The organism is Halomonas sp. GXIMD04776 (genome assembly GCF_049808615.1).
Classification (GTDB): domain Bacteria; phylum Pseudomonadota; class Gammaproteobacteria; order Pseudomonadales; family Halomonadaceae; genus Modicisalibacter.
The window spans coordinates 86892-113611 of sequence record NZ_JBNCAN010000011.1; the positions used below are offsets into that span (position 1 = coordinate 86892).

At 60.8% G+C, this 26720-nt stretch carries 31 protein-coding genes and 2 pseudogenes; 11 read left to right on the top strand and 22 right to left on the bottom strand.

Annotated elements, in window-relative coordinates; translation table 11 throughout:
* Positions 1-10: 10 nt before the first annotated feature.
* Both ACPF7Z_RS09430 and ACPF7Z_RS09435 read right to left on the bottom strand, forming a co-directional pair.
* Positions 11-466: a CopD family protein gene (locus ACPF7Z_RS09430; RefSeq protein WP_299244892.1), complete on the bottom strand. Its 456-nt coding sequence runs from the start codon at positions 464-466 to the stop codon at positions 11-13.
* Between the two features lie 32 nt (positions 467-498).
* A complete protein-coding gene (locus ACPF7Z_RS09435; RefSeq protein WP_425192988.1) occupies positions 499-1212 on the bottom strand; it encodes a DUF3581 family protein in 714 nt (237 codons plus the stop codon).
* Positions 1213-1476: 264 nt separating this feature from the next.
* Between ACPF7Z_RS09435 and ACPF7Z_RS09440 the strand changes: the two are divergent.
* Positions 1477-1821 (top strand): annotated as a pseudogene (locus ACPF7Z_RS09440) (isochorismatase family protein); the annotation flags it as partial.
* Here the strand turns inward: ACPF7Z_RS09440 and ACPF7Z_RS09445 are convergent.
* From ACPF7Z_RS09445 to ltnD, 10 genes are all read right to left on the bottom strand, one after another.
* Entirely contained in the window at positions 1816-3042 is a 1227-nt protein-coding gene (locus ACPF7Z_RS09445) for a DUF3541 domain-containing protein (protein WP_425192989.1), read from the bottom strand. The pseudogene ACPF7Z_RS09440 and the gene ACPF7Z_RS09445 overlap by 6 nt on opposite strands.
* Positions 3043-3090: 48 nt before the next feature.
* On the bottom strand, positions 3091-3972 hold the full coding sequence (locus ACPF7Z_RS09450; protein WP_425192990.1) for an NAD(P)-dependent oxidoreductase: 882 nt from the start codon (positions 3970-3972) through the stop codon (positions 3091-3093).
* A 25-nt stretch (positions 3973-3997) separates the two neighbouring features.
* Positions 3998-5470: an aldehyde dehydrogenase family protein gene (locus ACPF7Z_RS09455; RefSeq protein ID WP_425192991.1), complete on the bottom strand. Its 1473-nt coding sequence runs from the start codon at positions 5468-5470 to the stop codon at positions 3998-4000.
* A gap of 28 nt (positions 5471-5498) precedes the next feature.
* On the bottom strand, positions 5499-6773 hold the full coding sequence (locus ACPF7Z_RS09460; RefSeq protein ID WP_425192992.1) for a TRAP transporter large permease: 1275 nt from the start codon (positions 6771-6773) through the stop codon (positions 5499-5501).
* On the bottom strand, positions 6770-7357 hold the full coding sequence (locus ACPF7Z_RS09465) for a TRAP transporter small permease (protein ID WP_425192993.1): 588 nt from the start codon (positions 7355-7357) through the stop codon (positions 6770-6772). Before ACPF7Z_RS09465 ends, ACPF7Z_RS09460 begins: the two co-directional genes overlap by 4 nt.
* Positions 7358-7418: 61 nt before the next feature.
* Entirely contained in the window at positions 7419-8420 is a 1002-nt protein-coding gene (locus ACPF7Z_RS09470) for a TRAP transporter substrate-binding protein (protein ID WP_425192994.1), read from the bottom strand.
* A 59-nt stretch (positions 8421-8479) separates the two neighbouring features.
* Positions 8480-9442, bottom strand: coding sequence for a D-erythronate dehydrogenase (gene denD / locus ACPF7Z_RS09475; protein ID WP_425192995.1), 963 nt, complete (start codon positions 9440-9442; stop codon positions 8480-8482).
* Positions 9443-9466: 24 nt separating this feature from the next.
* Positions 9467-10114: a 3-oxo-tetronate 4-phosphate decarboxylase gene (gene otnC / locus ACPF7Z_RS09480; protein ID WP_425192996.1), complete on the bottom strand. Its 648-nt coding sequence runs from the start codon at positions 10112-10114 to the stop codon at positions 9467-9469.
* 19 nt (positions 10115-10133) lie between these two features.
* Positions 10134-11486 carry a 3-oxo-tetronate kinase gene (otnK, locus tag ACPF7Z_RS09485; RefSeq protein WP_425192997.1) on the bottom strand — a complete coding sequence of 451 codons (1353 nt, stop codon included), beginning with the start codon at positions 11484-11486 and terminating at the stop codon, positions 10134-10136.
* Between the two features lie 4 nt (positions 11487-11490).
* Complete coding sequence (ltnD, locus tag ACPF7Z_RS09490) at positions 11491-12441, bottom strand: L-threonate dehydrogenase (protein WP_425193028.1); 951 nt, start codon at positions 12439-12441, stop codon at positions 11491-11493.
* Positions 12442-12615: 174 nt separating this feature from the next.
* Between ltnD and ACPF7Z_RS09495 the strand changes: the two genes are divergently transcribed.
* The gene (locus ACPF7Z_RS09495) at positions 12616-13605 is read left to right on the top strand and encodes a LacI family DNA-binding transcriptional regulator (protein WP_425192998.1); all 990 of its coding nucleotides are present in this window, start codon (positions 12616-12618) and stop codon (positions 13603-13605) included.
* A gap of 28 nt (positions 13606-13633) precedes the next feature.
* Here the strand turns inward: ACPF7Z_RS09495 and ACPF7Z_RS09500 are convergent, their stop codons facing one another.
* Both ACPF7Z_RS09500 and ACPF7Z_RS09505 read right to left on the bottom strand, forming a co-directional pair.
* Positions 13634-14044: a transporter substrate-binding domain-containing protein gene (locus tag ACPF7Z_RS09500; RefSeq protein WP_425192999.1), complete on the bottom strand. Its 411-nt coding sequence runs from the start codon at positions 14042-14044 to the stop codon at positions 13634-13636.
* A 38-nt stretch (positions 14045-14082) separates the two neighbouring features.
* Positions 14083-14391, bottom strand: a pseudogene (locus tag ACPF7Z_RS09505) (transporter substrate-binding domain-containing protein); the annotation flags it as partial.
* Between the two features lie 62 nt (positions 14392-14453).
* Between ACPF7Z_RS09505 and ACPF7Z_RS09510 the strand changes: the two are divergent.
* From ACPF7Z_RS09510 to ACPF7Z_RS09520, 3 genes are all read left to right on the top strand, one after another.
* Positions 14454-14576: a hypothetical protein gene (locus tag ACPF7Z_RS09510; RefSeq protein ID WP_425193000.1), complete on the top strand. Its 123-nt coding sequence runs from the start codon at positions 14454-14456 to the stop codon at positions 14574-14576.
* Positions 14577-14809: 233 nt separating this feature from the next.
* The gene (locus tag ACPF7Z_RS09515) at positions 14810-15451 is read left to right on the top strand and encodes a calcium-binding protein (RefSeq protein WP_425193001.1); all 642 of its coding nucleotides are present in this window, start codon (positions 14810-14812) and stop codon (positions 15449-15451) included.
* A 15-nt stretch (positions 15452-15466) separates the two neighbouring features.
* Complete coding sequence (locus ACPF7Z_RS09520; RefSeq protein WP_425193002.1) at positions 15467-15835, top strand: hypothetical protein; 369 nt, start codon at positions 15467-15469, stop codon at positions 15833-15835.
* An 85-nt stretch (positions 15836-15920) separates the two neighbouring features.
* On the opposite strand, the gene ACPF7Z_RS09525 is transcribed toward ACPF7Z_RS09520, so the two are convergent.
* The 4 genes from ACPF7Z_RS09525 to ACPF7Z_RS09540 form a co-directional block, all read right to left on the bottom strand.
* A complete protein-coding gene (locus ACPF7Z_RS09525; protein WP_425193003.1) occupies positions 15921-16673 on the bottom strand; it encodes a transporter substrate-binding domain-containing protein in 753 nt (250 codons plus the stop codon).
* 69 nt (positions 16674-16742) lie between these two features.
* Complete coding sequence (locus ACPF7Z_RS09530) at positions 16743-18131, bottom strand: FAD-dependent oxidoreductase (RefSeq protein ID WP_425193004.1); 1389 nt, start codon at positions 18129-18131, stop codon at positions 16743-16745.
* On the bottom strand, positions 18121-18420 hold the full coding sequence (locus ACPF7Z_RS09535) for a (2Fe-2S)-binding protein (RefSeq protein ID WP_425193005.1): 300 nt from the start codon (positions 18418-18420) through the stop codon (positions 18121-18123). Before ACPF7Z_RS09535 ends, ACPF7Z_RS09530 begins: the two co-directional genes overlap by 11 nt.
* On the bottom strand, positions 18404-19522 hold the full coding sequence (locus ACPF7Z_RS09540) for an NAD(P)/FAD-dependent oxidoreductase (protein WP_425193006.1): 1119 nt from the start codon (positions 19520-19522) through the stop codon (positions 18404-18406). Before ACPF7Z_RS09540 ends, ACPF7Z_RS09535 begins: the two co-directional genes overlap by 17 nt.
* 92 nt (positions 19523-19614) lie before the next feature.
* Here ACPF7Z_RS09540 and ACPF7Z_RS09545 point away from each other — a divergent pair, with 92 nt between their 5' ends.
* The 3 genes from ACPF7Z_RS09545 (at position 19615) to ACPF7Z_RS09555 (ending at position 21324) form a co-directional block, all read left to right on the top strand.
* Positions 19615-20532: a LysR family transcriptional regulator gene (locus ACPF7Z_RS09545; protein ID WP_425193007.1), complete on the top strand. Its 918-nt coding sequence runs from the start codon at positions 19615-19617 to the stop codon at positions 20530-20532.
* Between the two features lie 139 nt (positions 20533-20671).
* A complete protein-coding gene (locus ACPF7Z_RS09550; RefSeq protein WP_048308645.1) occupies positions 20672-20914 on the top strand; it encodes a DUF6364 family protein in 243 nt (80 codons plus the stop codon).
* A complete protein-coding gene (locus tag ACPF7Z_RS09555; RefSeq protein WP_425193008.1) occupies positions 20911-21324 on the top strand; it encodes a type II toxin-antitoxin system VapC family toxin in 414 nt (137 codons plus the stop codon). The genes ACPF7Z_RS09550 and ACPF7Z_RS09555 overlap by 4 nt, the downstream gene beginning before the upstream one ends.
* 33 nt (positions 21325-21357) lie before the next feature.
* Here the strand turns inward: ACPF7Z_RS09555 and ACPF7Z_RS09560 are convergent, their stop codons facing one another.
* Positions 21358-21834 (bottom strand): GNAT family N-acetyltransferase, encoded by a 477-nt coding sequence (locus ACPF7Z_RS09560; RefSeq protein WP_425193009.1) that lies wholly within the window; start codon positions 21832-21834, stop codon positions 21358-21360.
* Between the two features lie 84 nt (positions 21835-21918).
* On the opposite strand from ACPF7Z_RS09560, the gene ACPF7Z_RS09565 reads away from it, so the two are divergent.
* The 3 genes from ACPF7Z_RS09565 to ACPF7Z_RS09575 all read left to right on the top strand — a co-directional run bounded on the left by ACPF7Z_RS09565 (position 21919) and on the right by ACPF7Z_RS09575 (position 23335).
* On the top strand, positions 21919-22149 hold the full coding sequence (locus ACPF7Z_RS09565; protein WP_425193010.1) for a hypothetical protein: 231 nt from the start codon (positions 21919-21921) through the stop codon (positions 22147-22149).
* 39 nt (positions 22150-22188) lie between these two features.
* Positions 22189-22515 (top strand): YnfA family protein, encoded by a 327-nt coding sequence (locus tag ACPF7Z_RS09570; protein ID WP_425193011.1) that lies wholly within the window; start codon positions 22189-22191, stop codon positions 22513-22515.
* 307 nt (positions 22516-22822) lie between these two features.
* Positions 22823-23335: a hypothetical protein gene (locus tag ACPF7Z_RS09575; RefSeq protein WP_425193012.1), complete on the top strand. Its 513-nt coding sequence runs from the start codon at positions 22823-22825 to the stop codon at positions 23333-23335.
* A 180-nt stretch (positions 23336-23515) separates the two neighbouring features.
* Here ACPF7Z_RS09575 and ACPF7Z_RS09580 read toward each other — a convergent pair whose 3' ends face one another.
* The 3 genes from ACPF7Z_RS09580 to astD all read right to left on the bottom strand — a co-directional run bounded on the left by ACPF7Z_RS09580 (position 23516) and on the right by astD (position 26715).
* Positions 23516-23644, bottom strand: a complete 129-nt coding sequence (locus ACPF7Z_RS09580) for a hypothetical protein (RefSeq protein ID WP_425193013.1) — start codon at positions 23642-23644, stop codon at positions 23516-23518.
* 240 nt (positions 23645-23884) lie between these two features.
* Positions 23885-25249 (bottom strand): N-succinylarginine dihydrolase, encoded by a 1365-nt coding sequence (gene astB, locus ACPF7Z_RS09585; RefSeq protein WP_425193014.1) that lies wholly within the window; start codon positions 25247-25249, stop codon positions 23885-23887.
* On the bottom strand, positions 25246-26715 hold the full coding sequence (gene astD / locus ACPF7Z_RS09590) for a succinylglutamate-semialdehyde dehydrogenase (protein WP_425193015.1): 1470 nt from the start codon (positions 26713-26715) through the stop codon (positions 25246-25248). The genes astB and astD overlap by 4 nt, the downstream gene beginning before the upstream one ends.
* Between the last annotated feature and the right edge of the window lie 5 nt (positions 26716-26720).

A 26720-nucleotide genomic window follows, 5' to 3' on the forward strand; every position in this document is an offset into this window, starting at 1 on the left:
TAGCACTTTTTTACAAATAGCGCCCTGCGGAGCCGATCACCGTGACCAGTAGCCCCAGCGCCAGATTGATGGCGATCGTCAGACGAATCTTGTTAAGTTGGGTGCCGCCCTCGGACCAGGTCTGCTCGCTCACCGCCTTCTTTAAACGCTTGAAAGGGGCGAAATAGAGATGAGCGAAGATCAGCATCATCACGATGCCCAGGGCCAGCATCGAATGCACGTGACCACCCACGTTGGCCATGCCGCCAAAGCCAACGAAAATCAGCCAGAAGCCGGTCGCCAGCAATACTACAATCGACACCCATACCCAAGGAAAGAAACGGCGGAATACCTGGCTCCATAGCGTCAACCTCATGGGCCGTTCGAGCAGACTACCCGCCACCGGGCGCAGCGCCACATAGGCGAAGAACATGCCACCTACCCAAACCACCGCAGCCAGTAGGTGTAATGCGATTGCAATTGCCATACGTTCCTCTCGGTCTCAGTCTGTTTACTCACTCAATTCACTTGCTCACACCGGGTCTTGCGGCGCTCGAAGTCATCGACGAACTCATTCATGACCGTTGCATCGTAGGCGCGAAGACCGCTGACCACCAGTTTCTTCGACCCGCTGCCAACCGGCTCGCCCTGGCTGAGCATCCGAAACTCCAGATGCGCATCGCCCCGCTTGCCGTTGACCTCGAAAGAGGAGCCGGCAAATTCGACCTCAAGCGAGGCGATATCCAATGAATTCAGCATGAAGCCCATGCTGTCGTAGATCACCAGTGGGCGCTGGGGATTGAACATGACCCCCTGCTGCTCCATCAGCGGCTTGAGATAGTGCGGGAAATTGCGTCCGGAAAAAGCGATATAGCGGCAGGTAAAGGCTTCGATCACCGCAGGATCACGGGTTGTCTCGCCGCTACGCTCCACGATCAGCACCTCCTTGCCGGACGTGTCGCTCATGACAAGCGTGCCATCGGAGCATTCATTGATTTCCAAGGGCATGTCGGCTCCCACCATGCCGCGGAAATAGAAGCTCATTTGCTGGGACAATCCATGGTGAGCCAACACCAAGGCAAACAGGAGATCCCCTGGAACGCAAAAGCGCCGAGCGTCCGGATCGTGGATCGGGTTATAGTCATCCGCCATCTGCTTGGCGAAACGACTGGCCTGTTCGGCGGAAATGCAAAAACGTCCATCCCTGACCGTGTAGTAATCATCAAGAAACATGCAATCTGTCCATGCATTGGAAACCAAGACCAACGAACTCTTCGTCTGTCGTATCATGAAACTGAAAGGGGCTGCCACAACATGCCTGAGAATTCTGCCACAGAGTACGCAGATACACCGCTTGTTGCAGGCATGGAATCACATGACATTCTGGTTACAGAAGCCTTAGCCCGCAATCACGCTTTTTGAGGAAATATCATCATGAATGCACCCTGTAACGCGGAACGCTCGACGCTGCTCGTCGTCGATCTGCAGGAACGCCTCATGCCGGTGATCCACGAAGCCGAAAACGCCGTCGCCCGCGCCCGGGTGCTCATCGATGCGGCCAAGCTACTCGAAATTCCCGTCATCGGTACCGAACAGAATCCGCTCAGCCTTGGCCCCAGCGTTTCGCCACTACGCGAACGGTGCGATGAAATGGTTACCAAGATTCATTTTGATGCCTGCACCGAAACGCCCCTGCTCGATCATTTCGGGCAGGGACGTGATGAGGTGATCGTGGTCGGCTGCGAGGCCCATGTCTGTGTACTGCAAACCGTGCTCGGCCTGTTACGACAGAACTACCGGGTATGGCTGGTTAATGATGCCATCGGCTCCCGGAACTCACTCGACAAGGCCGCCGCCATCGAACGCGCGCGGGGTGCCGGTGCGTGGCCCGTCACCAGCGAGATGGTGGTGTTCGAATGGCTGCACCACTGCAAGCATCCCAAGTTTCGCGAAGTTCTGAAGCTGGTGAAATAAGAAGGAGGGTTCAGCGGCCAGATTCGGTCCCGGCGTCAGCCGCTCCGGCCAGCGCAGCAGCATGATGGCAAGCACGTTGCGATGCTCCCCGGCAGAAAGCCCGGTGCCGCCGTCCTCCGCCGGGATCATCCGCGCCCGCGGATCGTATTTTCGCCTCAACGCCTGTTTGATGCGCACGAGCGCGGGATCTGTCCGACGCTCCAGGAGCTGGAAACCAAGACCAACCTCGGTATAGATATCGGCCTTGGTCTCATCCAGGATCCGCTCGATATTGGCGGCGAAATAGTCCAGCACCCAGCCATACTCCGCCTCGCTGACCGAGTGCTGATAATAGTCGCTGGCGGCGATCACGAAGTGGGTCAGCCCATAGATCTTGTTGCGAAAAGAGGCTTGAGAAAGCTGCGGGTCACGCTCCGGCGGATAATGGCGACGGAAGGCATCCAGCACCTCGCCGCGCAGATCGGCAATGCCCAACTGGTGCAGCGAATAGACCATGTTGGCGACCTGAGCGGCATAGTTCTCGATGACTGCGGAATCGCTAAGAAAGGCCTTGAAGTCCACCGTCTTCAGATATGTTAGCGCCTGCTGGTGGCCTGCGAACGCAGGCGTATCGAGTAGCCCATAGTCGTTAGCCATGTCGAGCTTGAATAGCAGATTCTTGGCGAAGGCGATATCCCCCCACTCCCCCAGCATCGACTTACGCCGACGCTGCTTCTCTGAACGCGCAGGATAACCATCGACGATGGCCTGGCTGCGCCGGGAAGGATAATCGGAACGTGCGAGCCCCGCGATATCGCGTTGTGTCGTCAGCGCCAGGCGAGCCGCATAGGCCTCGTTGATAGGCACATAACGCTGCTGGGCGGTGATGCGATAGAGCCGTTGGGTATAGTGGCGCTGCTTGGACAGGCTGAGCGTGAAAAGCTCTGACTCGTAGCGGGTCTGGATGGCCTCGGCGATTGCCTGATCGTTGAGTTCGGCATCGCTCGAACCAGTCGAGGCGCAAGCCGTGAGCAACACCACCACCATGAGCGCGGCTGCGCTGTGCAACGCGCGAATGTAGCCAAGCTGAAGACGGCCAGTCTGTCGCATCGATGCCACCGCAGCCTGTTCGTGGTAACCCTCATCCTCGACCAGGCGTCAGCGTTTTTCCAGAATTGCAATCAACGCAGGCACCAGGGTTTCGCCATGCCCCGCCTCGTTGACCTCCCGATAGAGGGTCTCGATGGCCCCCGCCACCTCCCGCGACGCCCCCAGGTCCTCGGCCATGGCATTGTAATAGCCGACATCCTTCAAGGTATTGGCCAGGCTGAAGCGAAAGCCCGACGGGTCCTCGCTGGTAATGAACGGTCGCAGGCGCTCGAGGATCACCCCTCCGCCGCCACCGTTACCCAATACCTCGAGGAAGGCATCATCGGCGATACCCGCGCGACGCGCGGTGGCGGTCGCTTCAGCCAGCACGGCGGTGAAGCCCAGGGAGACGTAGTTATGCAGCAGTTTCAGCTTGTGGCCTGCCCCCACGGGTCCGCCATGCACGATGTGCTCGGCAAAGCTTTCCAGCAACGGTCGAACCTCAGCAAATAGCTCATCCGATGCGCCGACGAGAAGGTTGAGTCGCCCCTCCTCGGCTTCCTTGGGGGTGCGGGTCATGGCCGCATCGAGAAAACGTCCGCCGCGCTCGGCGACCCGCTCGGCGATGGCGACCGTCGAACTGGGAATCGCCGTGGAGCAATCGATCACGATAGCGCCCTGCTTGAGCCCCTCCAGCACGCCATCCGGCTCGAAGAGCACCGCCTCGACCTGAGGCGTGCCGGTCACACACAGGATCACCACTTCCGAGGCTTCGGCAACCTCCCGGGCGCTTTGCTTCGAAACCGCGCTCTCACCAATAAGGTCATCAACGGGCTGATTGCCCGGATGATCGAGGAAGCTCAGCATATGGCCATGGCGTAACAGATTGCGACCGATACCGTGGCCCATCAGACCCACGCCGATCAGGCCGACGTTGCAAGAACCGTTCATTGCTAGAACTCCCTATAATGAATGCTTAGCCATGACGGATGGCTATGGTCTTGATCCGGGTATAACTCTTCAAGCCTTCGAAACCTTTCTCGCGACCATATCCCGAGCGGCCGACACCCCCGAAGGGCAATTCGATACCCCCGGCCGCACCGTAGTTATTGACGAACACCTGGCCACTACGAATGTGTTTGGCCAGGCGCAACTGGCGCCCTCCATCCCGGGTCCAGATGCCGGCACACAAGCCAAAGTCGGTGGCGTTGGCCAAGTGTACGGCCTCTTCTTCGTTCTCGAAGCGCTGCACTGCCAGCACTGGACCAAACAACTCCTCGTTGAGCACCGCATGACCATCGGGAATATCGATCAGCACCTGCGGTACCACGAAGTACCCTCCGGGCGGTGCATCGTCGGCAAGGCGGCCTTTGGCCAATACTCGGATGCCATCATCGCGCGCCGCCGCAAGCAGCGACTCGAGCCGGTCGCGCTGGCGGGCATTGATCAATGGACCGCAGTCCGGATCGTTCTCGCCGACATCACAACGCAACTCGGAGAATAGAGCCGTGAGTCGCGACAGCACCGCATCGAAACAGGACGCCTCGATCAACAACCGGCTACCCGCCGAGCAGGTCTGACCGGCGTTTTGAATGATGCCGCGCACCGCCGCCGCCAAGGCGGCATCCATGTCCGCATCCGCGAACAGTACTTGAGGCGACTTGCCACCCAGTTCCAGGGTCACCGGCACATGATGTGTCGCAGCGGATTGGGCAACCAGCGTGCCGGTCGCCGGCGAGCCGGTGAAGGACAGATGATCGATCGGCGCATGCGCCGCCAATGCTTCACCGGCCTCGCTGCCCAGCCCCGGGATCACGTTCAGCACCCCCGGGGGCAGCCCATTTTCCTGGGCCAGTTGGGCCAGACGCAGCACACTCAGGCAGGCATCCTCGGCGGGCTTGAGCACGATCGTGTTGCCCGCCGCCAGAGCCGCCGCCACACAGCGACCGAATATCTGCGAAGGATAGTTCCAGGGAATGATCTGTGCGCAGACCCCGAACGGCTCGCGTAGCGTCATCACCGCATAGTCGGTCTCGAAGGGAATCGTCTCGCCATGCAGCTTGTCCGCGGCGCCGGCGTAGAAACGGAAATAGCGCGCGCAGGCCGCGATATCGCCCCTGGCCTGGCTGATCGGTTTGCCGGTGTCGGCGCACTCCAGAGCGGCAAGAGTCTCGGCATCTTCATCTATCTTGGCGGCAAAGGAGAACAGCCACTCGCCACGAAGTCGGGCCGACCAGTCATGCCACTTTACTGAACGGCTTCCCAACTGCCCCTCGAAAGCCTGGCGAGCCGCCGTGACCGCCTCCTCGACCTGCGCCGCCTGACAGCGGGCGATCTCGGTCAGCGTCTTGCCCGTGGCGGGCGCCTCGACACTCAGCGTGTGGGATGTTTGCACCCACTCTCCACCGATCAACGCGGCGCAGGGCGGCATGTCAGGATGGTGGCTCATTGTCGTTCTCTCCCATTTCAATGCAGCGTCAATACAGCAGATCGACCAGCCCCAGGGATATCCAGGGCATGTAGGTGATCGCCATCAAACAGGCCAGCACCACCAGCACGAAGCGCAGCAGCCAGGGAATGAGCTGATCGATGGAGAGCTTGGCCACGGCGCAGGCGGCAAACAGATTGACCCCTAGCGGCGGCGTGAACATCCCCAAGGCCAGGTTGACCACGACGATCAATCCAAAATGCACCGGATCGATGCCGTACTGCATCGCGATGGGGGTAAAGATCGGCGCCAGCACCAGAATTGCCGCCGAGGTCTCGACGAACATGCCGATGATCAGCAGCATGACGTTGACCGCCAGCAGGAAGGCGACCGGGCTCTCGAAGGCCTTGTTGACCCAGACGGCCACCTCGCCGGGGAGTCCTGAACGGCTGATCAAGAAACTGAACAGGGCCGCGGCGGCGATGATCAGCATGACTGCTGCCGTGGAGATCACGCTGTGGCGCAGGATCGGCACCAGCTCCTTGAAACTCAGCTCGCGATAGATCAGACCGCCGACGATCAGCGCATAGAACACCGCTACCGCCGAGGCCTCGGTGGGCGTGAATATCCCGCCATAGATGCCGCCGATGACCACTACCGGCATCAGCATGGCCGCCCAGGCACGCTTGAAGGCAGTGGGGAACTCCTGACGATCCTCACGGTCGCGCAGGCCATAGCCCCGGACCTTGCAGAACAGATAGAGGAACAGCAGCAGCGCGCCGCCAATCAACAGACCCGGCCCGATACCGGCGATGAACAGCTTTCCGATGGAGGTATCGGTGCTGACGCCATACAGGATCAACGGAATCGAGGGTGGAATGAGTACCCCCAATTCGGCGGACGAGGCCTGTATCGACGCCGCCAACGGCTTCGGGTAGTCGTGCTTGACCATCGCCGGAATCAGGATCGAGCCGATGGCGAAGGTGGTCGCCACGCTGGAGCCGGAGACCGCGGCGAACAGCATGCAGGTCAGCACGCAGGTCATCGCCAGGCCGCCCTGCAAACCGCCAACCACGGACTTGGCCAGATCCACCAGACGCTGCGAGATACCTCCGGCGGCCATCAGGTTGCCCGCCAGGATGAAGAACGGAATCGCCATCAGCGGAAAATTGTCGATGCCCACGAACATCTGTTGCGGCACCAGCAACAACGGCAGGCGGGAGAAGAATTCGATGCCGATGATCGAGGCCAATACGATGGAAATCGCGATCGGCACGCCCAGGGCGAACAGGATCACCAGCGACAAGGCGATGGCGGCATTCATCGACGCGTCCCCTCTTTATGGGTAATGGACGAAGACGCTACATCTTCCTCGTTCGTGCTGGATGACGACTCATCGGCTATGGCTTCATCGTGCGCCGGCCCTATCGCTTCGCGACCCGTGGCCTGGGCAAGCAAACGCGCCAGTATCGCGATCAGCGCGAATCCGGCACCTACCGGCATCGCCGCATAGGCCCAGGCGATCGACACTTCCAGACCGGAGAGCATCTGGGAGCGCACCCGCAACATCATGGCCGACCCAAAATAGATCAATACCAGCAACACGATGACGCAGCACAGCGCGATCAACACCTCGAGCCAGATCAAGCGTCGCGCCGGCAACAACTTGTAGATGACTTCGACGGACATCATGAAACCGCCGCGGAACCCCGCCGCAGCCCCCAGAAACACACACCAGATCATGGTCGAACGCGAGATCACCTCGGACCAGGTCGAGGGAGAATCAAGCACGAAGCGTGTGATGACCTGATAGAACCCCAGGGTGACCGAGACGATCAGCATGACGATCGCCCCCAACATCGCCAGCCGGGTCGTCTGATGCTCGACACGCAGAAACAGATTCACCATTGCCGCCACCACTTAGAAAACGCTCGACGCCATGGCGCCGCCGAGCGTAGGTTTACCTGTTTCAACAGTCGCTGGCGCGAATACGCTCCAGCATTTCATCTCCGTACTGATCGGTATAAATCTGATACGCGGGTTTGACCGCCTCCTGGAACGGCGCCTTGTCGATGTCCGTTTCCACCGTCATGCCTTTTTCGCGCAGCATCTCCACGCCTTCTTTCTCGAGCCGGGAGACTTCTTCCCGAGTCGCCTTTGCCGAGGCTTCAGCCGCCTGCTTAAACCAGCCGCGCTCTTCTTCGCTCAGGCCATCCAGCAGAATCGGCGATCCCAGCACGATCGCCGGCGAATAGACATGCCCGGTCAGCGACAGATGGTCCTGAACCTCCCAGAACTTGGTCGCCACGATCACCGTAATCGGATTTTCCTGGCCATCCACGGTGCCTTGCTGCAAGGCGGTGAACACCTCGGGGAAGGCCATCGGCGTGGGGTGCACGCCCATCTGTTCGAAGGCCTCCATGTGCACCTTGTTCTCCATGGTGCGCACCTTGAGACCTTCGGCATCTCCGGGTGTCTTCACGGCCCGTTGGCTATTGGTCATATGGCGAAAACCGTTCTCCGTCCAAGCCAGCCCCACCAGATTGTGGTCACTCATCTTGGTGAGCAATTCCTGACCGATCTCGCCATCCAGCACGCAGCGTGCCTGGTCATAATCCTCGAACAGAAACGGTAGATCGAGCACGTAGGTTTCCGGCACGAAGTTGCCCAGCGGACCAGTAGAGGTAATCACTACATCCACGGTGCCGATCTGCAATCCTTCGATCATGGCCCGTTCACCACCCAAGGCGCCGGAGGGATGCTCGGTCACCTTGAATTCGCCGTCGCTGAGTTTTTCGAGGGTTTCCTTGAAGGCATCGGCGCCCACTGAATAGTGGGAACTGTCCGACAGCGTATGCCCCAGCGTCACGTTCTGTGCCGCCTGGGCGTTCAGCGTGATCATGGTCAGGGCTGCAGTGGTAGCCCCCGCAACGGCCAGGGCGAGAGTACGGCGTACGAATCTGTCTTTCATTGTTATAACCTCGTTTTGCAGTGACACACTTGGATATCCTTCAACGCTGAGTCGAAGGATCAGGGTCGTTCGTCGAGAAACGCCTCGACGATTTCATTGAAATCCTTGTCTCCTGCGAATCCCAGTTGCCGAGCACGCAGATTTTCGAACCTGCCCGGCCAACTGCCCACGATGGCCTCGATACGCGGATCGGGTTCATGACGGACAAGGGCCAGGGCCTCGTCACCAGCATGCTTACGTAGCACCTCGAGCATAGCGGCCACGCTTACCGTAATCCCAGGCAGCATCAGGCTGCGCGAGGCGCCGAAGGCGTCGCCGGGCACTTCAGCGCCATGCAGCAAGGCATCGGTCACCCGGCGCGGGGACATCACGAACAGATCGAGATCGGTAGGTACCGGACACACCGCCTCTTCGCCATTGAGGGGTTCGCGCAGAATGCTCGAGGCAAAACTCGAGGCGGCGGCATTGGGACGACCAGGACGAATGACGATGGTCGGCAGACGCAGCACCCGACCGTCGATCAGCCCGCGCCGACTGTAATCGTTGATCAGCAGTTCGCTCATGGCCTTCTGGGTGCCGTAGGAGCTTTGTGGCGTCAGGGCGGTCATGTCATCGAGCACGTCGGGCAATGTGCCACCATAAACGGCTATCGAGCTGGCCATGATCAGACGCGTGGCCGTGAGCTCGCGGGCACGACAGCCTTCCAGCAAGGCACGCGTGGCATCGAAGTTGACCGTCATGCCCAGGTCGAGATCCACTTCTGCCGCCGAGCTGACCACCGCGGCAAGATGAAAAATTACATCTGGACACCCGCTCAGGATGTCATCCAGCGCCCCTGGTGAGGTGATATCGACGGCGTGGGAAACACTCTCGAACGGCGTATTCGAGGGTGCCTCGGCCTCCACCTGATCGATCAGGGTCAAACGCGACAGCGGTTGCCCATTCAACTTGCCACGCTCGATGAGCTTGCGGGTCAATCGTTGACCGAGGAAGCCGGCGGCGCCGGTGATGAGGACGTGCATGGCGGATTCCTTGTTGTCCTTGTGTCAGTCGCGCGGAAAACGCGCTTCGAGTTCAGCAACCTGCTCACCGGTCAGGCAGCGCGGGTTCTGGCCGCGCAGCAACAGAAACAATTTGGCGGTTTCCTCGAGTTCCTCGGTGGCATACACCGCGGCCTCCAGTGACTTGCCGGCCACCACCGGGCCATGATTGGCCAGCAGTACCGCACTGTGCTTGCCCGCCAGGCCCTTGACCGCATCGCCCAGGCTCGGATCACCAGGCACGTGATAAGGCACCAGCGGCAGCCTGCCGACACGCATCACGTAGTAGGCGGTCAGCGGCGGAATACAGTCATGAGGATCGATCTCGGGCAGGCAGGAAACCGCCACCGAATGCGTCGAATGCAGATGCACGATCGCCTCGGACTGGGGGCGCTCGCCGTACATCGCCATGTGCAGGAAGCTTTCCTTGGTCGGCTTGTCGCCGTCCAGTACCCGTCCTTCGCGATCCATGCAGGTGATACGCGCCGGATCGAGGCGCCCCAGGCAGGCACTGGTGGGGGTCATCAGCCAGCCGCCATCATCGAGACGCACGCTGATGTTGCCGCTGGAACCCATGGTCAGGCCGCGATCGAACAGCGACTTGCCGTAGACGACGATCTGCTCGCGCAGCTGATTGATGTCCCGAACGCTCATGGCTGTTCCCCCTCTGCGCTCATGGCTGTTTCTCTCCTGGCAGTGCATCGAAGGCACGGGAGAAGAAGTCGACACCGCCGAAGTTGCCCGACTTGAGCGCCAGTGACAGCGGCGCCTCACGCCCGTCGACAGTCGTCTGAGTCCAGGGCACGCCGGGATCGATCTGCTCACCGATACGCAGCTCCGTCACTTCCAACGCGGACACCACGGCCCCGGAGGTCTCGCCGCCGGCGACCACCAAGCGGCCCACGCCTTCCGTGACCAGTGTCTTGGCCAAGCCGGCCAGGGCACGCTCGACCAGTTCCCCGGCCCTCGCTGCGCCGAGCCGGTGCTGGGCGGCCTTGACCTTCTCCGGCGCTGCCGAGGCATAGATCAGCACCGGCGCCGAACTCTCTTCATCGAACAAACGCTCTCGCGCAAACGTCAATGCCTGCTCGATCTGCTCATCGCTCTCGGCAAGCGCCAAGGGGTCCAGGGCGAAACCTTCATGACGCGAGAGGAAATCCTCGACCTGGCCCAGAGTGGCTTGAGAACAGCTGCCGGAGAGCACCAGGGCGGCGCCGCTGGCAGGCGCCAGGCGCCCGGGATCAGCCACCGGGTCCAGCCAGCCGAGGCGCCGATATTCCGCAGGCAGCGCCTGACCCAGTCCGGAGCCGCCGGTAACCAGAGGAAATTCAGCTACGGCGGCCGCTATCACCTCGAGATCGGACTCATCGAGGGTGTCGCAGATCACATGGCGCACGCCTTGTTCACCCAGGGACTTGAGCCGCGCCCGCGCCGCATCGGCGCCTTCGGCCAGGATCGGGCGCGCCAGCAAACCGACCGAATGCGGGGTCTGGCGCGACAGTACCCTCACCAGGTCGGCATCCGTCATCGGGTTCAGCGGATGGTGCTGCATGCCGCTGTCGTTGAGCAGTCGATCGCCCACGAACAGATGCCCTTGGTAGACAGTGCGACCGTTGATCGGAAAGGCCGGCACCATCACGGTATGTTGACTGCCCAAACGCTCTTGTTGTGTCGCCCGAAGACGCTCTGCTTGAGTCGCCCGGAGACGCTCCAGCAAGGCATCCGCCACCGGGCCGATATTGCCCTCGTCGGTGGAATCGAAGGTGGAGCAGTATTTGAAGAAGAGTTGCCGGGCGCCCTGCTCGCGCAGCCAGTCCAGCGCCGCCAGGGAGTCATTGACCGCCTCCTGGACCGGGCAAGTGCGGGACTTGAGCGCTACCACCACGGCGTCCACGTCATCCAGCGCCAGCGCCGTCTGGGGCACGCCGATGACCTGCAGGGTACGCATGCCGGCGCGTACCAGGTTGTTGGCCAGATCGGTGGCACCGGTGAAGTCGTCGGCGATGGCGCCGAGCACGATGCTCATGATCTTATCCTCGTCCGTCGCTGTCATTGGCCGCGGGCAGCTCGAAACCGGACAGGCGCTGATACACCTTGATCACCGCCGAGTCGTCCTCACGACCAAGACCCGCCCCGCTGGCGGCGGTGAACTGCTGCAGGGCGCTTGCCGCCACCGGCATCGAAAAGGTCAATTCACGCCCGGTCTGATGCACGATATTCAGATCCTTGACGAAGATATCCACCGCCGACAGCGGCGTGTAATCCCCCTTGAGGATATGCGGCACGCGGTTCTCGAACATCCAGGAGTTGCCCGCCGAGTGGGTGATCACGTTGTACAGCGTCTCCGGGTCGATCCCCATGCGAATACCCAGCGCCATGGCTTCGGCGGCGGCGGCAATGTGCACGCCGGCCAGGTGCTGATTGACCAGCTTGACGCTGGAACCGGCGCCCGGCTCGGCGCCTAGCCGGTAGACCGTGGCGGCCATGGCGTCCAATGCCGCCTGCCCCTTGGCATAGGCCGCTTCACACCCCGAAGACATGACCGACAACTCCCCCGAACGGGCCTTGGCGGCACCGCCGCTGATCGGCGCATCGAGCAGGAGCAGGTTTGCAGCGGAAAGACGTTTGCCCAACGCCTTGGCGTAGCTAGGCGGGATAGTGGCGCATTGAATGATCAGGCTGTTCGGCGCCAACGTGTGGGCCAGCCCATCGTCTCCGAACAGCACGGATTCGACCTGATCGGCGTTGACCACCACCACCAGCACCACGTCGCATTCGTCCGCCAGTTCCGCAGGGCTCGCCACGCTGCGTCCGCCGCTTGCCATGAAGGCTTCGCGAGCCATGGCTGAAACATCGCAGCCAATCACTTCAAGCCCAGCCTCGAGCATGGCAGTCGCCGTGCCGAGCCCCATGGCACCGAGGCCGACAACACCGACGGATGAGGTGTGATGATTAGACACTCGCTGGCTCCTCGTGGCGATAAAGCGCTTGTACTCTTGTATTTCCAGGGATGTCCCTAGCGAACAGGAATATCATGGCCATCAAATGTTAGCGCTAACATAATAGATAGATTAGTCTTCAGTTCAGAGCAAGCGGGCGAGTGAAAAACGTGACCAATGTCTAACGGAAAAGCTCGGCGACAGCGAAAGAGCGTCATGCAGCCCACCCTGACCGATGTCGCCCGGGAAGCCGGGGTGTCGGCGATCACGGTATCGCGGGTGCTCAACTCTCCCGATGCCGTGCGCCCCCGAACCCGCATCAAGGTCGAAAACGCCATCGACAAGCTGGGATATGTGCGCAACATGCTGGCGGGTAGCCTGGCGTCTGCCAGTTCCCGGGTGATCGCGGCGATCGTGCCATCGCTGTCGAATGTCGTGTTCATCGAGGTGATCAACGGTCTGCAGACCGAATTCGAGCGCCATGGCTATCAGATCCTGCTAGGCAACACCGATTACGACCTCGAACGGGAGTGTCAGCTAGTCAGGACTTTCCTGGGCTGGTCGCCCTCCGCGCTGATCATCACCGGGCTGCGCCATAGCGACGCTTGCCAGCGCCTCCTGCAACAATGGGAGGGTCCCATCGCGGAAATCATGGAATTGGGCGATGCCATCGGCCTCAATGTGGGGCTCGATCATATCGAGGCGGGGCGCTGCATGGCGCGCCATCTGCTGGAGAAAGAACATCGCCGCATCGTCTATGTCGCGGCGCAGATCGAACGGGACTATCGGGCCGGTTTGCGTTATGAGGGGCATCGGGAAGTACTGCAGGCGGCCGGCCTCGAGGCACCACTACTCGACATGAACCAGTTGGGTCAGTTTGAAACCGGCGCCCGAGCCCTCGACCAGATACTGGCTCAGCACCCCGGCGCCAGTGCAATCCACTTTGCCAACGACGATTTAGCCAGCGGCGCCCTGCTACATGCCAATCGTCAAGGCATTCGCGTGCCTCAGGATATCGCCATCGCCGGCTTCAATGGCCTGCCAATCGGCCAGCACGTCACCCCCCGACTGACCACCATCGTCTCGCCTCGAGAAGCCATTGGACGGATGGCGGCCCGGGAGATCATTGTGCGCCTCGAGGGCGAACACGCGCCCCACTCGAGTCACGACGTCGGCTTTATCCTGAGAGCCGGGGAAAGCACCTGACGATCGCCAAGCCCTCTCCCGACGGGCCTCACTCCCCGAAGTATTTCTCGTGCAGTTCGTCGAAGGTGCCGTCCTCCTTGACCTTTTCCATCGCCGCGTTGAAGGACTCGACAAGCGCCTTGTCGCGCTTGCGGAAGGCCGCGCCCACACCGGGTCCGTAGATCGACTCGGGGCCGGTCACCAATTCACCGACGCGCGTGAATTGATCGTTACCGAAGAGTGTTTCCTGGGCCAGGGGAAAAGCGGTGAATACCAGATCCAGGCGCTGGGCCTGCATGTCGTTGACCACGGCGCCGGAATCCCCATAGCGGCGGACCTCGGCCTTGGGGTAGAACTGAGTGACGTACTCATCCTGAATGGTGCCCTGCTGTACGCCGATGGTCGCCCCTTCGAGATCGCCCTCCTCCGGGTCGAAGTCGCCATCGCCTGGGCGACCCATACCGAAGGCACCTGGAAGTAGGGCTCGGAGAACAGCACCTGCCGGGACCGATCCTCGGTGATGTTCATCGACGAGGCGATGAAGTCGTACTTGCGCGCCTGCAGGCCGGGAATGATGCCATCCCAGGCCTGCTCGACCCACCGGCATTCGCGCTGCATCTGCTCGCAGGCGGCTTCGATGAGTTCCACCTCGAAGCCGGTGATGGTGCCGTCGGGCAGCTTGTATTGATACGGTTCGTAAGGAATGTCCACGCCGATTCGAAGCGTGTCCTGCTGCGCCTGGGCGTTTGCACCAAGCAGCATGGTCGCGGCCACTACGCCGGCTATTATCGTCTTGTTCATCCTCATTGTGACTCTGGCGCCGCGCGCCCTGACCTGCACCTAGGGGGCTGAAGGGCCAAGAAACCTTCGTGCGCCTGAGCGGCGCCCGGGAACTGCTCGGCGGCATCATGACCCTCACCGACGACCCCATACTACCGAAGATAGCGGCCAGGAATTGCCAGGGATCGCTCACTAGTGAAGTGGTGCGATGATGGCCCGAACAAGTCTCTCGGTGATGAGGCTAGGCATCGAGAGGCCTTACCTCATGATTCCTGCAAGCTGAATAAACCAGAGAACACAAGGGCTCTGCGCAAGTTGCTTGAATAAAGGTCACAAAAGATGGCTTTTTTATATTGCTTCCTGTGATGGCTAATACATATACTCAGACAAGAAATACTCGTAATACTTTTTTACTACCAAAAACTTCATTAAATAGGAGCAAGTAATGGGGTCTTTTACTGGCACTCAATTCGACGACATTATCGATATACGCAATGAACCGCTACAAGGGCCTGAAACAGGTCACAAAGTGAACGCTTTAGCTGGCTACGATACCGTTTATGGTAGCCCATACAGAGACAATATCTGGGGGGGTGGGCATGACGATGAACTTTATGGTTTTGGTAACGACGACTTCCTGAATGGAGAAGGAGGAAGCGACACCTTAGTAGGGGGAGCCGGAGACGATTTCTTAGTAGGCGGCATCGAAAGTATTCGTAGTGACACACTGGCCGGCGGCAAGGGCGACGATCGTCTCTCGGGTAATGAAGGAGATGACTTTTACGTTTACTTTCTCGGTGACGGAATTGATACGATCAATGACGAGCTAAGCCCTACGGGAGCATCTGGTTATGGAGGCGGCAACGATACCATTTACTTTCCCGATTTCAACCTCGCGGATATTGCCTATAAGCGAGCGGGCAACTCAGATGACTTGTGGTTATCTACGCTAGCGGATCTAGATGATGGGCGTCTTGATGCCGGCGTCGTCATCGAAGACTTCTATACCGGCAATGAAGGAACCACAGTAGAAGTCCTTCTAACCGGCGACAATTACAGCATCGACCTTACCAGCCTCTTGGTATGATACAAGGAAAACGACATGAGCACGATAAACACGAGTTACTCGCAATCTCCACACCCCCAGGCCACGCGTATCCATCATTCAGAAAGAATCGGCACATTCGATCCTGGTAATGCAAAAAAGGTCGAACCATCTTTCAAACTTCATCTCGATTCACTGAGAAATCCTGATCTCAATAAAGTTGCGGACAACAGCGACGAAAAAATATATTCACAAATCGAGAAGAATGGGAAAATCGTTGCCACGATTTACGATGGTGGCATTGCCAAGCTCTCGGGCGCCTACGGTCATCTCTCCCTGGATAGCACCAGCGCCAATCTTGCGGAGCGCCGAACGCAACAGATTGCCGACCTGATTGGTGGAACCATACATTTCGATCGTGACTGAAAGCGCACAGGTGGGCATCACTGATGCCCACCTTCAAGCCATCCTTACTCCAATACTGCAGGCATCCGAAATTCGCTAAGCGAATTCACTCCCCGAAGTACTTCTCCTGCAGCTCGTCAAAGGTGCCATCTTCCTTGACCTTTTCCATCGCGGCGTTGAAGGATTCCACCAGTTCCTTGTCGCGCTTGCGGAAGGCCGCGCCCACGCCGGGGCCGTAGATCGACTCGGGGCCGGTAACCAGTTCGCCGACGCGGGTGAATTGATCGTTGCCAAAAAGTGTTTCCTGGGCCAGCGGAAAGGCGGTGAACACCAGGTCCAGGCGCTGGGCCTGCATGTCGTTGACCACGGCGCCGGAATCCCCATAGCGGCGGACCTCGGCCTTGGGGTAGAACTGAGTGACGTACTCATCCTGAATGGTGCCCTGCTGTACGCCGATGGTCGCCCCTTCGAGATCGCCCTCCTCCGGGTCGAAGTCGCCATCCGCCTGGGCGACCCATACCGAAGGCACCTGGAAGTAGGGCTCGGAGAACAGCACCTGCCGGGACCGATCCTCGGTGATGTTCATCGACGAGGCGATGAAATCGTACTTGCGTGCCTGCAGACCGGGGATGATGCCATCCCAGGCCTGCTCGACCCACCGGCATTCGCGCTGCATCTGCTCGCAGGCGGCTTCGACGAGCTCCACCTCGAAGCCGGTGATGGTGCCGTCGGGCAGCTTGTATTGATACGGCTCGTAAGGAATGTCCACGCCGATTCGAAGCGTGTCCTGCTGCGCCTGGGCGTTTGCACCAAGCAGCATGGTCGCGGCCACGACGCCGGCTATTATCGTCTTGTTCATCATCATTACCTCACTTGTTGTTGTGACACTCAAAGCCCCGGGCGAGAGCCATTGCGAATACGCCCGAAGTTATTCTTTCGTTGCCAGTTCCCCGAGAGTGATCGAGTGAACCGGCGGGCGAATGTGGTAGTAGCCCACGGCATCCGGCGTCCAGTCGAGACGCCGGGCCAGCAGCCGGGTGACGCTCTCGCCGCACTGGCGCCCCTGGCAGGGGCCCATGCCGCAGCGGGTGAATGCCTTGAGCTGATTGGGGCCCGCGCCGCCCTGGGCGATGGCCAGGTCGAGTTCGCCGCGGCTGACGCTCTCGCAGCGGCACACCAGCGTGTCTTCCGGCTGGTCATCGAGCCACGCTTCGGGCAGGCGGAACATCCTTTCGAGCAAACTGCGCGCCTCGAGATCACGACGACGTGCCTTGAGTAGCGCGTGCCGTTCTCGCTGCCATTCCGGGTCGGCTTGCCCGATCTTATCCAACACAGCCAGCGCAGCCAGTTGGCCTTCTCGCTCGGCGTTGATGGCGCCGCCGATACCACCGCCATCACCGGCGACCCAGACATTGGCCTTAGCCGCCAGATTGTCGTCACGGCGAGGCACGAAGGATTGCTGGCTACCGTGCCAGACATGCTCAAGTCCCAGGCTGCGCGCCAGCTGCGGCTCCGGGGTCACGCCGAAGTGCGTCAGCAGCAACTCGGTCGAGTGGGTTTTCCATTGCCCCCGATGGCGATACCCAATGCTCTCGACGGCCTCGCCACCCTTGGCTTCCAGCGCCATAATACCTTGATGAATGGGCACCCCGGCGCGCTTGAGGGCACCGATCATGCGTGCGCCCTTGAGCAGATAGCTTCGCGCGAACCAGGCTCGACGAGATTGTTTTACTACGTCGCCATAGCGCGTGGCCGGCGCGGTATCCAGAATCAGGCTAGGCGGGATGCCGGCACGCAGATACTGCCAGGCCAGCAGGTAGAGCAGCGGTCCGCTACCCGCCAACACGGGTGGTGTAGCAGGTACCAACGCTCCTTGCTTGAGCAGGATTTGCGCGGCGCCGGCATTCATCACGCCGGGCAACTGCCAGCCGCGAAACGGCCAGCCGCGCTCCATGGCGCCACCGGCAAGAATCAGCTGCCGGGCCTGCCAATGCTGGGTCTGCCCCTTTTCCAGCACGCCCAGGCTGGTGCCCGAGGCGTCGTTGTCCGCCCACCACACGCGAGTGCCGGGGCGATAATCGATGTCGGCGTGGGTAAATGCCTCGATCAGCTCACGGCCGCGGGCATAATCCTTGCCCATCACGGCCTCGCTTACCTGGGGAGCGCTGAGCTGGCGGTAGATCTGTCCACCCGGGGTGGCGTTCATATCGAACACCGTCGGGCGATGCCCTGCTTTTGTAAGACGCACCGCCGCCGCCATGCCTGCGGGGCCGGCGCCGATGATAGCAATATCGGTAGCGCGCGCATCAGGCATCATGAGCACCGCCTCCCTGGCGTTCGAGTCGCATGCCTTCGGCCACCGGTTCCAGGCAACCCTGGCGATTGGCGCGCCCATCGATGGTGATCAGACATTCCTGGCAGACGCCCATCATGCACAGCGGTGCTCGGAGGCTGCCATCCACATGGCGGCGATAGCCTTGCCAGCCGCGCAGCTGCAAGACGGCGGCGGCCACCGTCAGCGTGTCGGGCACCTGGTGCGGCGTGCCATCCAGCCAGATCTGCACGTGACGCACCGGCGTGCTTGACGCGTCAAGTCGCTGGAACATGAAAGCGCGCCCCCGAGAATTGCGGAAAGGATTGAGCGACCCGGTCATCGCGGATCGCATCGCTTAAGCCCCCAGCATGAAACGCCGCCAGGGTAATGCCGCTGTGGCAGTTGATGTTGTAGGCACCGGGATGGGTGGTGGAGGCCTCGTAGAGCGGATTGCCGTCCGGGGTCATCACCCGCAGCGCCCCCCAGCTGCGCACCAGACGCGCCTCGGCAAGATCCGGATAGATACGCACCGCCTTGACGGCCAGGGACTGCATCATGGCCAGGGTCACGCCCTTGTCGAGCCCTGCATCCTCGTGGGTATCGCCGATCAGGTAGCCGCCACTGGCGGTCTGGCGAATCTGCGGCGTAGGCAGTCGCGCCCCGGGTGGGCGCCGTTCGGTGACCAGCACCTGGCCGCGCACCGGATGCACCGCATCGGACAGCCCCAGCATGGGCGCGAGCGTCCGCGCACCCAGGCCCGCCGCGAGGATCACCCGGTCGGCCTCGAAATGGCCTCGAGGTGTAGTGGCACGAAAGCCGCTGGCGGTTGCCTCGAGTCGTTCGACGGGGCTGGCGGGGTGCGTGTCGACGCCCAGCGAATGGCTGGCGGCGTACAAGGCACGCAGCAGATAGAGCGGATTGCACTGGCCATCGTGGGGCGACCAGGTGCCGCCATGCACGGCCTCGCCCAATCCAGGCAAATAAGGCATTAGTGCCTCGCGATCGAGATATTCCCAGCGAAATTCCTGGGTCAGAAAGGAGGAAGCGTTCTGAAGTGTGGTGTATTCCTGCTGGCGGGAGTGGGCTTCCTCGGCATCGAGGCACAGATCGACCCCGCCGCGCTGCTCGTATTCGAGATCGATACCGGTGCGCTCGGTCAGTTCCCTGGCGAAGTCGGCCCAGGCCTTGGCCGCCTCGAGGCTCAACTCGGCGTAGCGCGGCATGCCCAGGCCCTTCCCTTGCACCCAGACCAGACCGGCATTGCCCCGGGAGGCGCGCAGCGCATCGTCGCTTTCGTCGAGCACAGTCACGCTCAGGCCGGCACGCGCCAGCCCATAGGCCACCGCCATGCCCACCACGCCACCGCCGACGATCAGAAAGTCGCGCTGCGTCATTAGACGCTCCCATCAAAGACCATGACTCGACGATATGACAGCCAGACTATACGATCCAATATCAATAATTGGTCAGCCTATAGCGTATTGTTATGCCAAAACCTTATCTCAGCGATCGGCAGATCGTGGCCTTCAAGCATGTCATGGAGTGCGGCACGGTCTCCGGCGCGGCCCAGCGCATGCTGACCGCCCAGCCCGGCGTCACGCGGCTGCTCAAGCAACTCGAACATGACATCGGCTTTACGCTATTCGAGCGCCAGCGTGGACGGCTGGTGCCGACGCCGGAAGCACGGCTTTTTTACCGGGAGGTGGCCCGAGTCTGGACCGGCAACGAGCATCTCAAAGAAACCGCACGGCGCATTCGTGACAGAGAGGTGGGCGGGTTACGCATCAGTGCCATGCCCCTGCTGGGCCTGGTCTTCATCCCCGATGTGCTGGCGGACTTCGTGCCGGTCCATCCCGACGCCAACATCGAGCTATCCACCTACCGCTCCGAGCAGGTAGTGGAAGAGGTGATCACTCAACGTTGCGACCTGGGCTTCGCCATTCTGGCCGAGAATGACGATCGCGTGGATCGGGAAACCTTTCGGTTGGAAAGCCTCTGCGCCCTGCACAAGGATCATCCCCTCGCGGTAAAAGAGACCATCACCCTGGCCGATCTCGCCGGCGAGTGTCTGATCTGCTTCGAAACGCATGATCCGTTACGCATGGCGTTGGACCGGTCGCTCGATCGGGAGGACGTACGGCCACGGCAGCGCTTGGAGGTCTCGCTGGCCTTGCAGGCGATCCGGCTAGTGCGACATGGCCTGGGGATGGCGATTCTCGACCCCATCAGCGCCCGCGCCTTCGGCAGTGACGGCGTGACGCTGCGCCCCTTTTCACCCTCTTTAGGCGAAGATTTCGCGTTGTTGACGCCGCGGGACCAGCCCGCCTCGCGATTGGCGCAGGATTTCATCGCCCTGTTTCGGCGGCATCATGCCAGATTGACCGCTACCGATGATAACCGGTAACGCCATTTTGGCCACACCCATTTCAAAGCAGTCCTTGAGGAGGGCGTGATGGTTCCAGGCAGTGTAGTCAGCATTTTATTTGGTCAAGCGGCTCATTAGCCGTACAATATTCATATAATAGCCGTACCAGAGGCACAGCATGCAAACAGAGACCGTCAAGCTGACCATCCGCCTGCCGCGCCAGGACGTGGAGTTCGCCAAGGCCTATGCCAAGGCCCATGATTTGAGCGTGACCGAGGTAATCGATCGCTATCTCAGACGCATGCGCGCCCTGGAAAGTAGCGTGCCATCACCCGAACTGGACTTCATCACCGGCTTGGTGCCATCCGATGTGGATGTCGAGGCCGAATACCGCCAGCATCGACAAGAGAAGCATGGATGATCCTGCTGGATACCAACGTGGTGCTGGACGTCATCCAACGTCGAGAACCCCATTACAGGGCATCGGCTGCGGTAATAGAAAGAATAATTCGACGCGAGACTGCCGGTGCGCTGTCTGCTCATGCCATCACGACCATTCATTTCATCATCGCTCGTCACCAGAACCGAAACGTCGCGGCTCAGGCTATCCAATGGCTGTTGAAGCACTTCACTGTAGCCTCTGTGGGAAAACCGGAGCTACTACGCGCTCAGGCGCTTGGCTGGTCGGATTTCGAGGATGCGGTCGTGGCTGCTGCGGCGGAGTCTTCGGATTGCAGCACCATCCTGTCGCGTAATGTGCGTGATTTTGACGGCTCGCCGATCCCGGTCGTGACACCGGAAGAATATTTGCTTGGCCTCGAAGAGAAGTGATGCCGTGGCGTTGTAACAACGCTGATTCGCCATTCAAGTGGCGAGGCTACGCATCATGATCGTCACGCTCATGCCGCGATAGTCCAGTGTCTCCTTGTCTTTCCAGCCCAATCGACGATAAAGCGCTTGTTGATCCGGCGTGAACAGATAGAGCCTTGTCATTCCCACTTCTTGGGCCTCACCCTCTACACACCTGACCAGCCGCGAGGCAATACCCTGCCCGCGCCACTCGGGCAGTACGAATACCGACGCCAGCCAGGGGCTGAGATCGCGACGTACCTCCATGTCCGCTTTCACCAGGCTTGCGGTGCCGACCGGCCGCCCCTCTGCCAGCGCAAGGAATACCGCGGGAACTCCACGGGCACCACATTCCCGATGCAATTCTTCCTGCCAGGCTTCCTGAGAGGTTTCCGGGTACAGGCTGCCCCACTGCTCGTATTGCCACTTGCCTACCATCAACAGATGAGGCGAGCCCGGCAGGAGCCGACGTATTTCCAGGGTTTCGATCATGGATTCATTCCTTGTCATGTCTTACACCGAACCCGGCAATGATACGATGGCCTTCAGTAATAAAGACACGCGGAACATACAGCCATGCCCACTATCGTGATGACCTTGCTGGCGTTTACAAGCACCGCCGCCCTGAGCATGACGGCCGAGGCCCAGGAGATATCCCGAGCCGCACCGGCGGGAAAGCATCCCTACGATATCGCCTTGGAATACTGCGCTGAACGCGGTGGACTTGCACATTACAACGAAAGAGGTGAAACCGTACGCTTCAGTTGCAGTGACGATCTGACGGCACTCATTACGATTTCTTCTTGAATGCCAACACCCAGTTGCCGAGCATTTGGAAAGTCATAGATGACGCCATTGATACTCTACCTGGCCGCGGCCCTGGCCGAGATTGCCGGCTGCTTCACCTTCTGGGCCTGGTGGCGGCTCGATAAATCGATGGCGTGGTTGCTACCGGGGCTAGCCAGCCTGGCACTGTTCGCCTGGTTGCTCAGCCTGATTGACACGGATTATGCCGGCCGCGCTTATGCGGCTTACGGCGGCATCTACATCGCCACGTCGCTGCTCTGGCTGTGGCTGGTCGAACATCGCGCCCCGGATCGTTGGGATATGCTCGGCGCCGGCATCTGCCTGGTCGGCGCCGGGGTGATTCTGTTTGGCCCGCGTGGAAGCTAAAGGCTCACTTCCCCCCAGTTGGAACGGATAAACGCTACCGATCTCGAGAATCCAGGGTGGGGTGAGCCGGGCAGAAATCGACGTATTTCAAAGGTCTTGATCATGTGTTGTGCCTCAGCGATGCGGCATTTGAATACCCTCGCCGAACGCATGCCAGCTTGTAAGAAGTCAATCGAAATACACCCCATCTCAATCCCCGAAAAACCATCGGAACACGCCCTTTATTAAGCAATTATTAATTGAACTCTTCCTTTAGTCTGCTCCCGGCAAGCAGGATCGTCATCACACAACTTCAAGCAGGAACACAATGAAACTCAACAAAGCCGTCATTGCCGCGATAGGCGCTCTTGCGCTGTCAGGCTGCGCCACCATCGTTGGCGATAAAGATCAAACCGTGACCATCAACAGTTCGCCCTCCAACGCCGATGTGGTCATCACCGACGAAACCAGCAATCAGATCTTCGCTGGCCAGACACCGACCACGGTTCAGCTCAACAAATCCGATGGTTCCTATTTTGGAGGCAAGACCTATACCGTCGAAATCTCCAAGGAAGGTTACGAAGAGCGCACTCTGATGATCAACGCCACGCCCAACGGCTGGTACATCGGTGGCAATATCCTGTTCGGCGGCCTGATCGGCTGGCTGGTGGTCGATCCGCTGACCGGGGCAATGTACAACCTGTCCCCGGACCAGATCAGCGCCGACCTCGGTGAGTATGTTGCCTACGACAATAACGGTGACAGCCAAATCAGCCTGGTACTGCTTGAAGACGTTCCCGCAGACCTGAAGGATGAATTGGAACTGATCGGCCGTATTTAACTCCCCACGCCCCCGTCACCTCGGGGGCAATTTTCCCGCATCGCTCTCTAGCCGGATGCCGTAAACCGGGTTGCGACGTTCTAGTCGACAGGAAGTTCAAGCCACCCAGCCCGCCAAGCGATCGGCAGGCTGGTGAGTGAATGGGCGGCACGTATCATCTATGTCAGGCTGCGTGAGGCTTTATGCCGCGGTAGTGACCGCTCCGGCGGCATCCTCGGTCAGAATCGGGTAGCTGGCATAAGGGTGTTCTTGACCGGGCTGGAATAGCCCGCGCTCGATATTCTCATCATTCAGATGAGGGGGAGTCACGCAGGTAGGTTTGCTTGGACACGCGACTCTTTAGCCGTACGCTGTGTGAAACCAGTCCGTATCAGGCCCCATGACAGTCGATGCAGCTTACCACTGCGACTGCGCAGCGATGATCACCGTCTTCGATCAATGCATCAGCCAACCATCGAGTGAACTACCGCGCTGACCCGTTGGACTGGTTTACGTAATCGCCCATGCCCGCATATCTGGGCATGGGCGAACCATTCTAGTGATATTCACTCACCCCAACTGAAATGGATAGACGTTGCCAATCGCGAGAATTTGCGTCAGTTCGTCCAGCGCCGTCAGGGTTTCCTCGGCAAGCTGCGGGTCGGCAAGGTCTTCCGGCGTCAGACGGTCGCGGTAGTGCTTTTCCACCCAGGCAGTGAGATCGCCGTAGAGCGTGTCGTCAAGCAGCACGCGGCCGGACAGATTCGAGCGCTCCGCCTGACTTAGCACCACTCGCAGGCGCAGACAGGCCGGGCCGCCGCCGTTGCGCATGCTTTGCTTGACGTCCTTGACCACCACCTCACCAATCGGGTTGTTGCCGCCCAGCAGCAGGTCCTGAATGGTGCGCCACACCGCATCGTTTTCCTGGCATTCGCCGGGGACGACCAGGGTCATGGCGCCGGAGCCATCCGGGTCAGAGAGCAACTGGGAGTTGAACAGATACGAACTCACCGCATCTTCCAGGCTCATGGCCTCGAGCGGTACGCGCACCGGAATAAGCGGTGCGGCCATCTTGCTGCGCAGCGCTTCCAAGGTCCGTTCTTCCTCGAAGAAGGCCATCTCGTGGTAGAGCAACACCGGGCCGTTGCCCACCGCGATCACGTCGTTGTGGAACACGCCGGCGTCGATGGCCTCCGGATGCTGCTGGGCGAACACCGTCTGGGCGTCATTCAGGCCATGCTGGCGGGCAATGGCCTGACTGGCCTCCAGGGTCTGGCGCGCCGGGAAGCGCTTGGGCTCCTTCCGATCGGCGCCACCAAAGGCCTGACGCCCATAGACAAAGAGATGAACACCGGCCTCGCCATGGGTCGCGGCAAGCCGGGTATGATTGGCCGCCCCCTCGTCGGAGAACGCCGGCGTCGCCGGCAATACCGGATGATGAGCAAAGCGCGCCTCGTCGCGGAAGATCGCCGCGAGCACACGCCCGGTGGTCTGCGGTTCGAGGAAGCGATGGAAGCTCGACTGCAGGTTGGCCGGGGTAAAATGTACCCGTCCGTCCACGGCATCCCGGCTCGGCGTCACGGTGGCGGCATTGGCCGTCCACATGCTTGATGCCGAACACACCGCCCGCAGCAACTGGGGCGCTTCATGAGCGGCACGCTCGAGCACCTGGGCGTTGCTGCCCGAGAAGCCGAGATCGCGCAGCGCGCCAAGATCCGGGCGCTGCTGAGGCGGCAGCACGCCCTGGGCAAAACCGGCATCCTTCAACGCCTTCATCTTGGCCAGGCCTTGAAGCGCGGCTTCTTTCGGATCGGATTCCAAACCGCCGTGGCGCATCGAGGCCACGTTGCCGTGGGCAAGCCCCGCGTAGTTGTGGGTCGGGCCAACCAGGCCGTCGAAATTGACCTCGCGCACGTCGCTCACAGTCTCCTTCATAATGTCACCCCTGCCGGCAGGGTGTCGGGCAGTGCCAGGGTCTCGGCCTCCATCGAAGCGATCGGATAAGCGCAGTAATCCGCGGCGTAATAAGCACTCGGGCGATGGTTGCCGCTGTCGCCGATGCCACCAAAGGGCGCGTCACCGGAGGCGCCGGTGGTCTGGCGATTCCAGTTGACGATGCCGGCGCGAATACGCAGCAGGAAATCCTCCCAGTCCGCCCGCTCGCCGCCGATCAGGCCGGCGGAGAGGCCATAGCGGGTGTCGTTGGCAAGCGCGATAGCCTCGTCCCAGTCGCGATAGCGATGCACCTTGAGCAGCGGACCGAAGTGCTCCTCGTCGGGCACCTCGAGACCGGTGACGTCGATCAATGCCGGGCTGAGAATGCTGGTGCCCTCTTCCAGGCGCTGCATGCGTGACAGCACCGTGCCACCTTTGGCCTCGAGGTCGTCCTGGGCCCTGAGCAACCCATCCGCCGCCTCGACGCTGACCAAGCCACCATAAAACGGTGCCGGCTCGCTGAAGGGCGCAGCAACATGTAGCTTGGCAATGGCATCGCTGAGTGCCTCGAGCAAGCGATCGCCCACCTCGCCCTCGGGCACGATGAGGCGGCGCGCGCAAGTGCAGCGCTGGCCACCGGAGAGAAATGCCGATTGCAGGATGGTCAGTACGGCGGCGGCCTGGTCGGGCACGTCCTTGACCACCAACGGATTGTTGCCACCCAGCTCCAGGGCCAGGATCTTGCTGACCTGACCGGCAAACTGCTCGTGCAGCAACTTGCCGATCTTGGCACTGCCGGTGAACAGCAGGCCGTCGATATCGCTGGCGCCGGCCAGCGCCTGGCCAACGGGGGCCGCCCCCTGCACCAGATTGATCACGCCGTCCGGTAAGCCGGCGGCCTGCCAGCACTGCAGGGTCAGGTCCGCGGTCATCGGGGTTTGTTCGCTGGGCTTGAACACCACCGTATTGCCGGCCAGCAGCGCCGGCACCATGTGGCCGTTGGGCAGATGGCCGGGGAAGTTGTAGGGGCCGAACACCGCCAGCACGCCATGCGGACGATGACGCAGTACGGCTTGCGCCCCCGCCACGTCACGGCTGCGTTCGCCGGTGCGTTCCTGGTAGGCAGTCACCGAAATGGCGACCTTGCCGATCATCGCGCCGACTTCGGTACGCGCCTCCCACAGCGGCTTGCCGGTCTCATGGGCAATGCACTCGGCAAGGGGCTCGCGGTTCTTCTCAAGCTCATCGCGGAAGCGCTCGATGATCGTCTGACGCTCGCTGGCGCTGCGCCGTGCCCAGGCAGGAAACGCCTCGCGAGCGGCAGTCACGGCCTGTCCGACCTGAGCCGAGCTGGCGGCGCTGGCCTGCCAGAGCGTCTCATGAGTCACCGGATCGCGCTTGGCGAAGGTGTCCGCCTCGCCGTCGATCCAGGTACCACCGATCAGTAGTTGCTGCTTGGCGTGCATCCTTA

Excerpts from the sequence above, each read along its gene's own strand:
- ACPF7Z_RS09430 (WP_299244892.1), bottom strand. The coding sequence starts at position 466 with ATGGCAATTGCAATCGCATTACACCTACTGGCTGCGGTGGTTTGGGTA.
- ACPF7Z_RS09435 (WP_425192988.1), bottom strand. The coding sequence starts at position 1,212 with ATGTTTCTTGATGATTACTACACGGTCAGGGATGGACGTTTTTGCATT.
- ACPF7Z_RS09445 (WP_425192989.1), bottom strand. The coding sequence starts at position 3,042 with ATGCGACAGACTGGCCGTCTTCAGCTTGGCTACATTCGCGCGTTGCAC.
- ACPF7Z_RS09450 (WP_425192990.1), bottom strand. The coding sequence starts at position 3,972 with ATGAACGGTTCTTGCAACGTCGGCCTGATCGGCGTGGGTCTGATGGGC.
- ACPF7Z_RS09455 (WP_425192991.1), bottom strand. The coding sequence starts at position 5,470 with ATGAGCCACCATCCTGACATGCCGCCCTGCGCCGCGTTGATCGGTGGA.
- ACPF7Z_RS09460 (WP_425192992.1), bottom strand. The coding sequence starts at position 6,773 with ATGAATGCCGCCATCGCCTTGTCGCTGGTGATCCTGTTCGCCCTGGGC.
- ACPF7Z_RS09465 (WP_425192993.1), bottom strand. The coding sequence starts at position 7,357 with ATGGTGAATCTGTTTCTGCGTGTCGAGCATCAGACGACCCGGCTGGCG.
- ACPF7Z_RS09470 (WP_425192994.1), bottom strand. The coding sequence starts at position 8,420 with ATGAAAGACAGATTCGTACGCCGTACTCTCGCCCTGGCCGTTGCGGGG.
- denD (WP_425192995.1), bottom strand. The coding sequence starts at position 9,442 with ATGCACGTCCTCATCACCGGCGCCGCCGGCTTCCTCGGTCAACGATTG.
- otnC (WP_425192996.1), bottom strand. The coding sequence starts at position 10,114 with ATGAGCGTTCGGGACATCAATCAGCTGCGCGAGCAGATCGTCGTCTAC.
- otnK (WP_425192997.1), bottom strand. The coding sequence starts at position 11,486 with ATGAGCATCGTGCTCGGCGCCATCGCCGACGACTTCACCGGTGCCACC.
- ACPF7Z_RS09495 (WP_425192998.1), top strand. The coding sequence starts at position 12,616 with ATGCAGCCCACCCTGACCGATGTCGCCCGGGAAGCCGGGGTGTCGGCG.
- ACPF7Z_RS09500 (WP_425192999.1), bottom strand. The coding sequence starts at position 14,044 with ATGGGTCGCCCAGGCGATGGCGACTTCGACCCGGAGGAGGGCGATCTC.
- ACPF7Z_RS09515 (WP_425193001.1), top strand. The coding sequence starts at position 14,810 with ATGGGGTCTTTTACTGGCACTCAATTCGACGACATTATCGATATACGC.
- ACPF7Z_RS09520 (WP_425193002.1), top strand. The coding sequence starts at position 15,467 with ATGAGCACGATAAACACGAGTTACTCGCAATCTCCACACCCCCAGGCC.
- ACPF7Z_RS09525 (WP_425193003.1), bottom strand. The coding sequence starts at position 16,673 with ATGAACAAGACGATAATAGCCGGCGTCGTGGCCGCGACCATGCTGCTT.
- ACPF7Z_RS09530 (WP_425193004.1), bottom strand. The coding sequence starts at position 18,131 with ATGATGCCTGATGCGCGCGCTACCGATATTGCTATCATCGGCGCCGGC.
- ACPF7Z_RS09535 (WP_425193005.1), bottom strand. The coding sequence starts at position 18,420 with ATGTTCCAGCGACTTGACGCGTCAAGCACGCCGGTGCGTCACGTGCAG.
- ACPF7Z_RS09540 (WP_425193006.1), bottom strand. The coding sequence starts at position 19,522 with ATGACGCAGCGCGACTTTCTGATCGTCGGCGGTGGCGTGGTGGGCATG.
- ACPF7Z_RS09545 (WP_425193007.1), top strand. The coding sequence starts at position 19,615 with ATGCCAAAACCTTATCTCAGCGATCGGCAGATCGTGGCCTTCAAGCAT.
- ACPF7Z_RS09550 (WP_048308645.1), top strand. The coding sequence starts at position 20,672 with ATGCAAACAGAGACCGTCAAGCTGACCATCCGCCTGCCGCGCCAGGAC.
- ACPF7Z_RS09555 (WP_425193008.1), top strand. The coding sequence starts at position 20,911 with ATGATCCTGCTGGATACCAACGTGGTGCTGGACGTCATCCAACGTCGA.
- ACPF7Z_RS09560 (WP_425193009.1), bottom strand. The coding sequence starts at position 21,834 with ATGATCGAAACCCTGGAAATACGTCGGCTCCTGCCGGGCTCGCCTCAT.
- ACPF7Z_RS09565 (WP_425193010.1), top strand. The coding sequence starts at position 21,919 with ATGCCCACTATCGTGATGACCTTGCTGGCGTTTACAAGCACCGCCGCC.
- ACPF7Z_RS09570 (WP_425193011.1), top strand. The coding sequence starts at position 22,189 with ATGACGCCATTGATACTCTACCTGGCCGCGGCCCTGGCCGAGATTGCC.
- ACPF7Z_RS09575 (WP_425193012.1), top strand. The coding sequence starts at position 22,823 with ATGAAACTCAACAAAGCCGTCATTGCCGCGATAGGCGCTCTTGCGCTG.
- astB (WP_425193014.1), bottom strand. The coding sequence starts at position 25,249 with ATGAAGGAGACTGTGAGCGACGTGCGCGAGGTCAATTTCGACGGCCTG.
- astD (WP_425193015.1), bottom strand. The coding sequence starts at position 26,715 with ATGCACGCCAAGCAGCAACTACTGATCGGTGGTACCTGGATCGACGGC.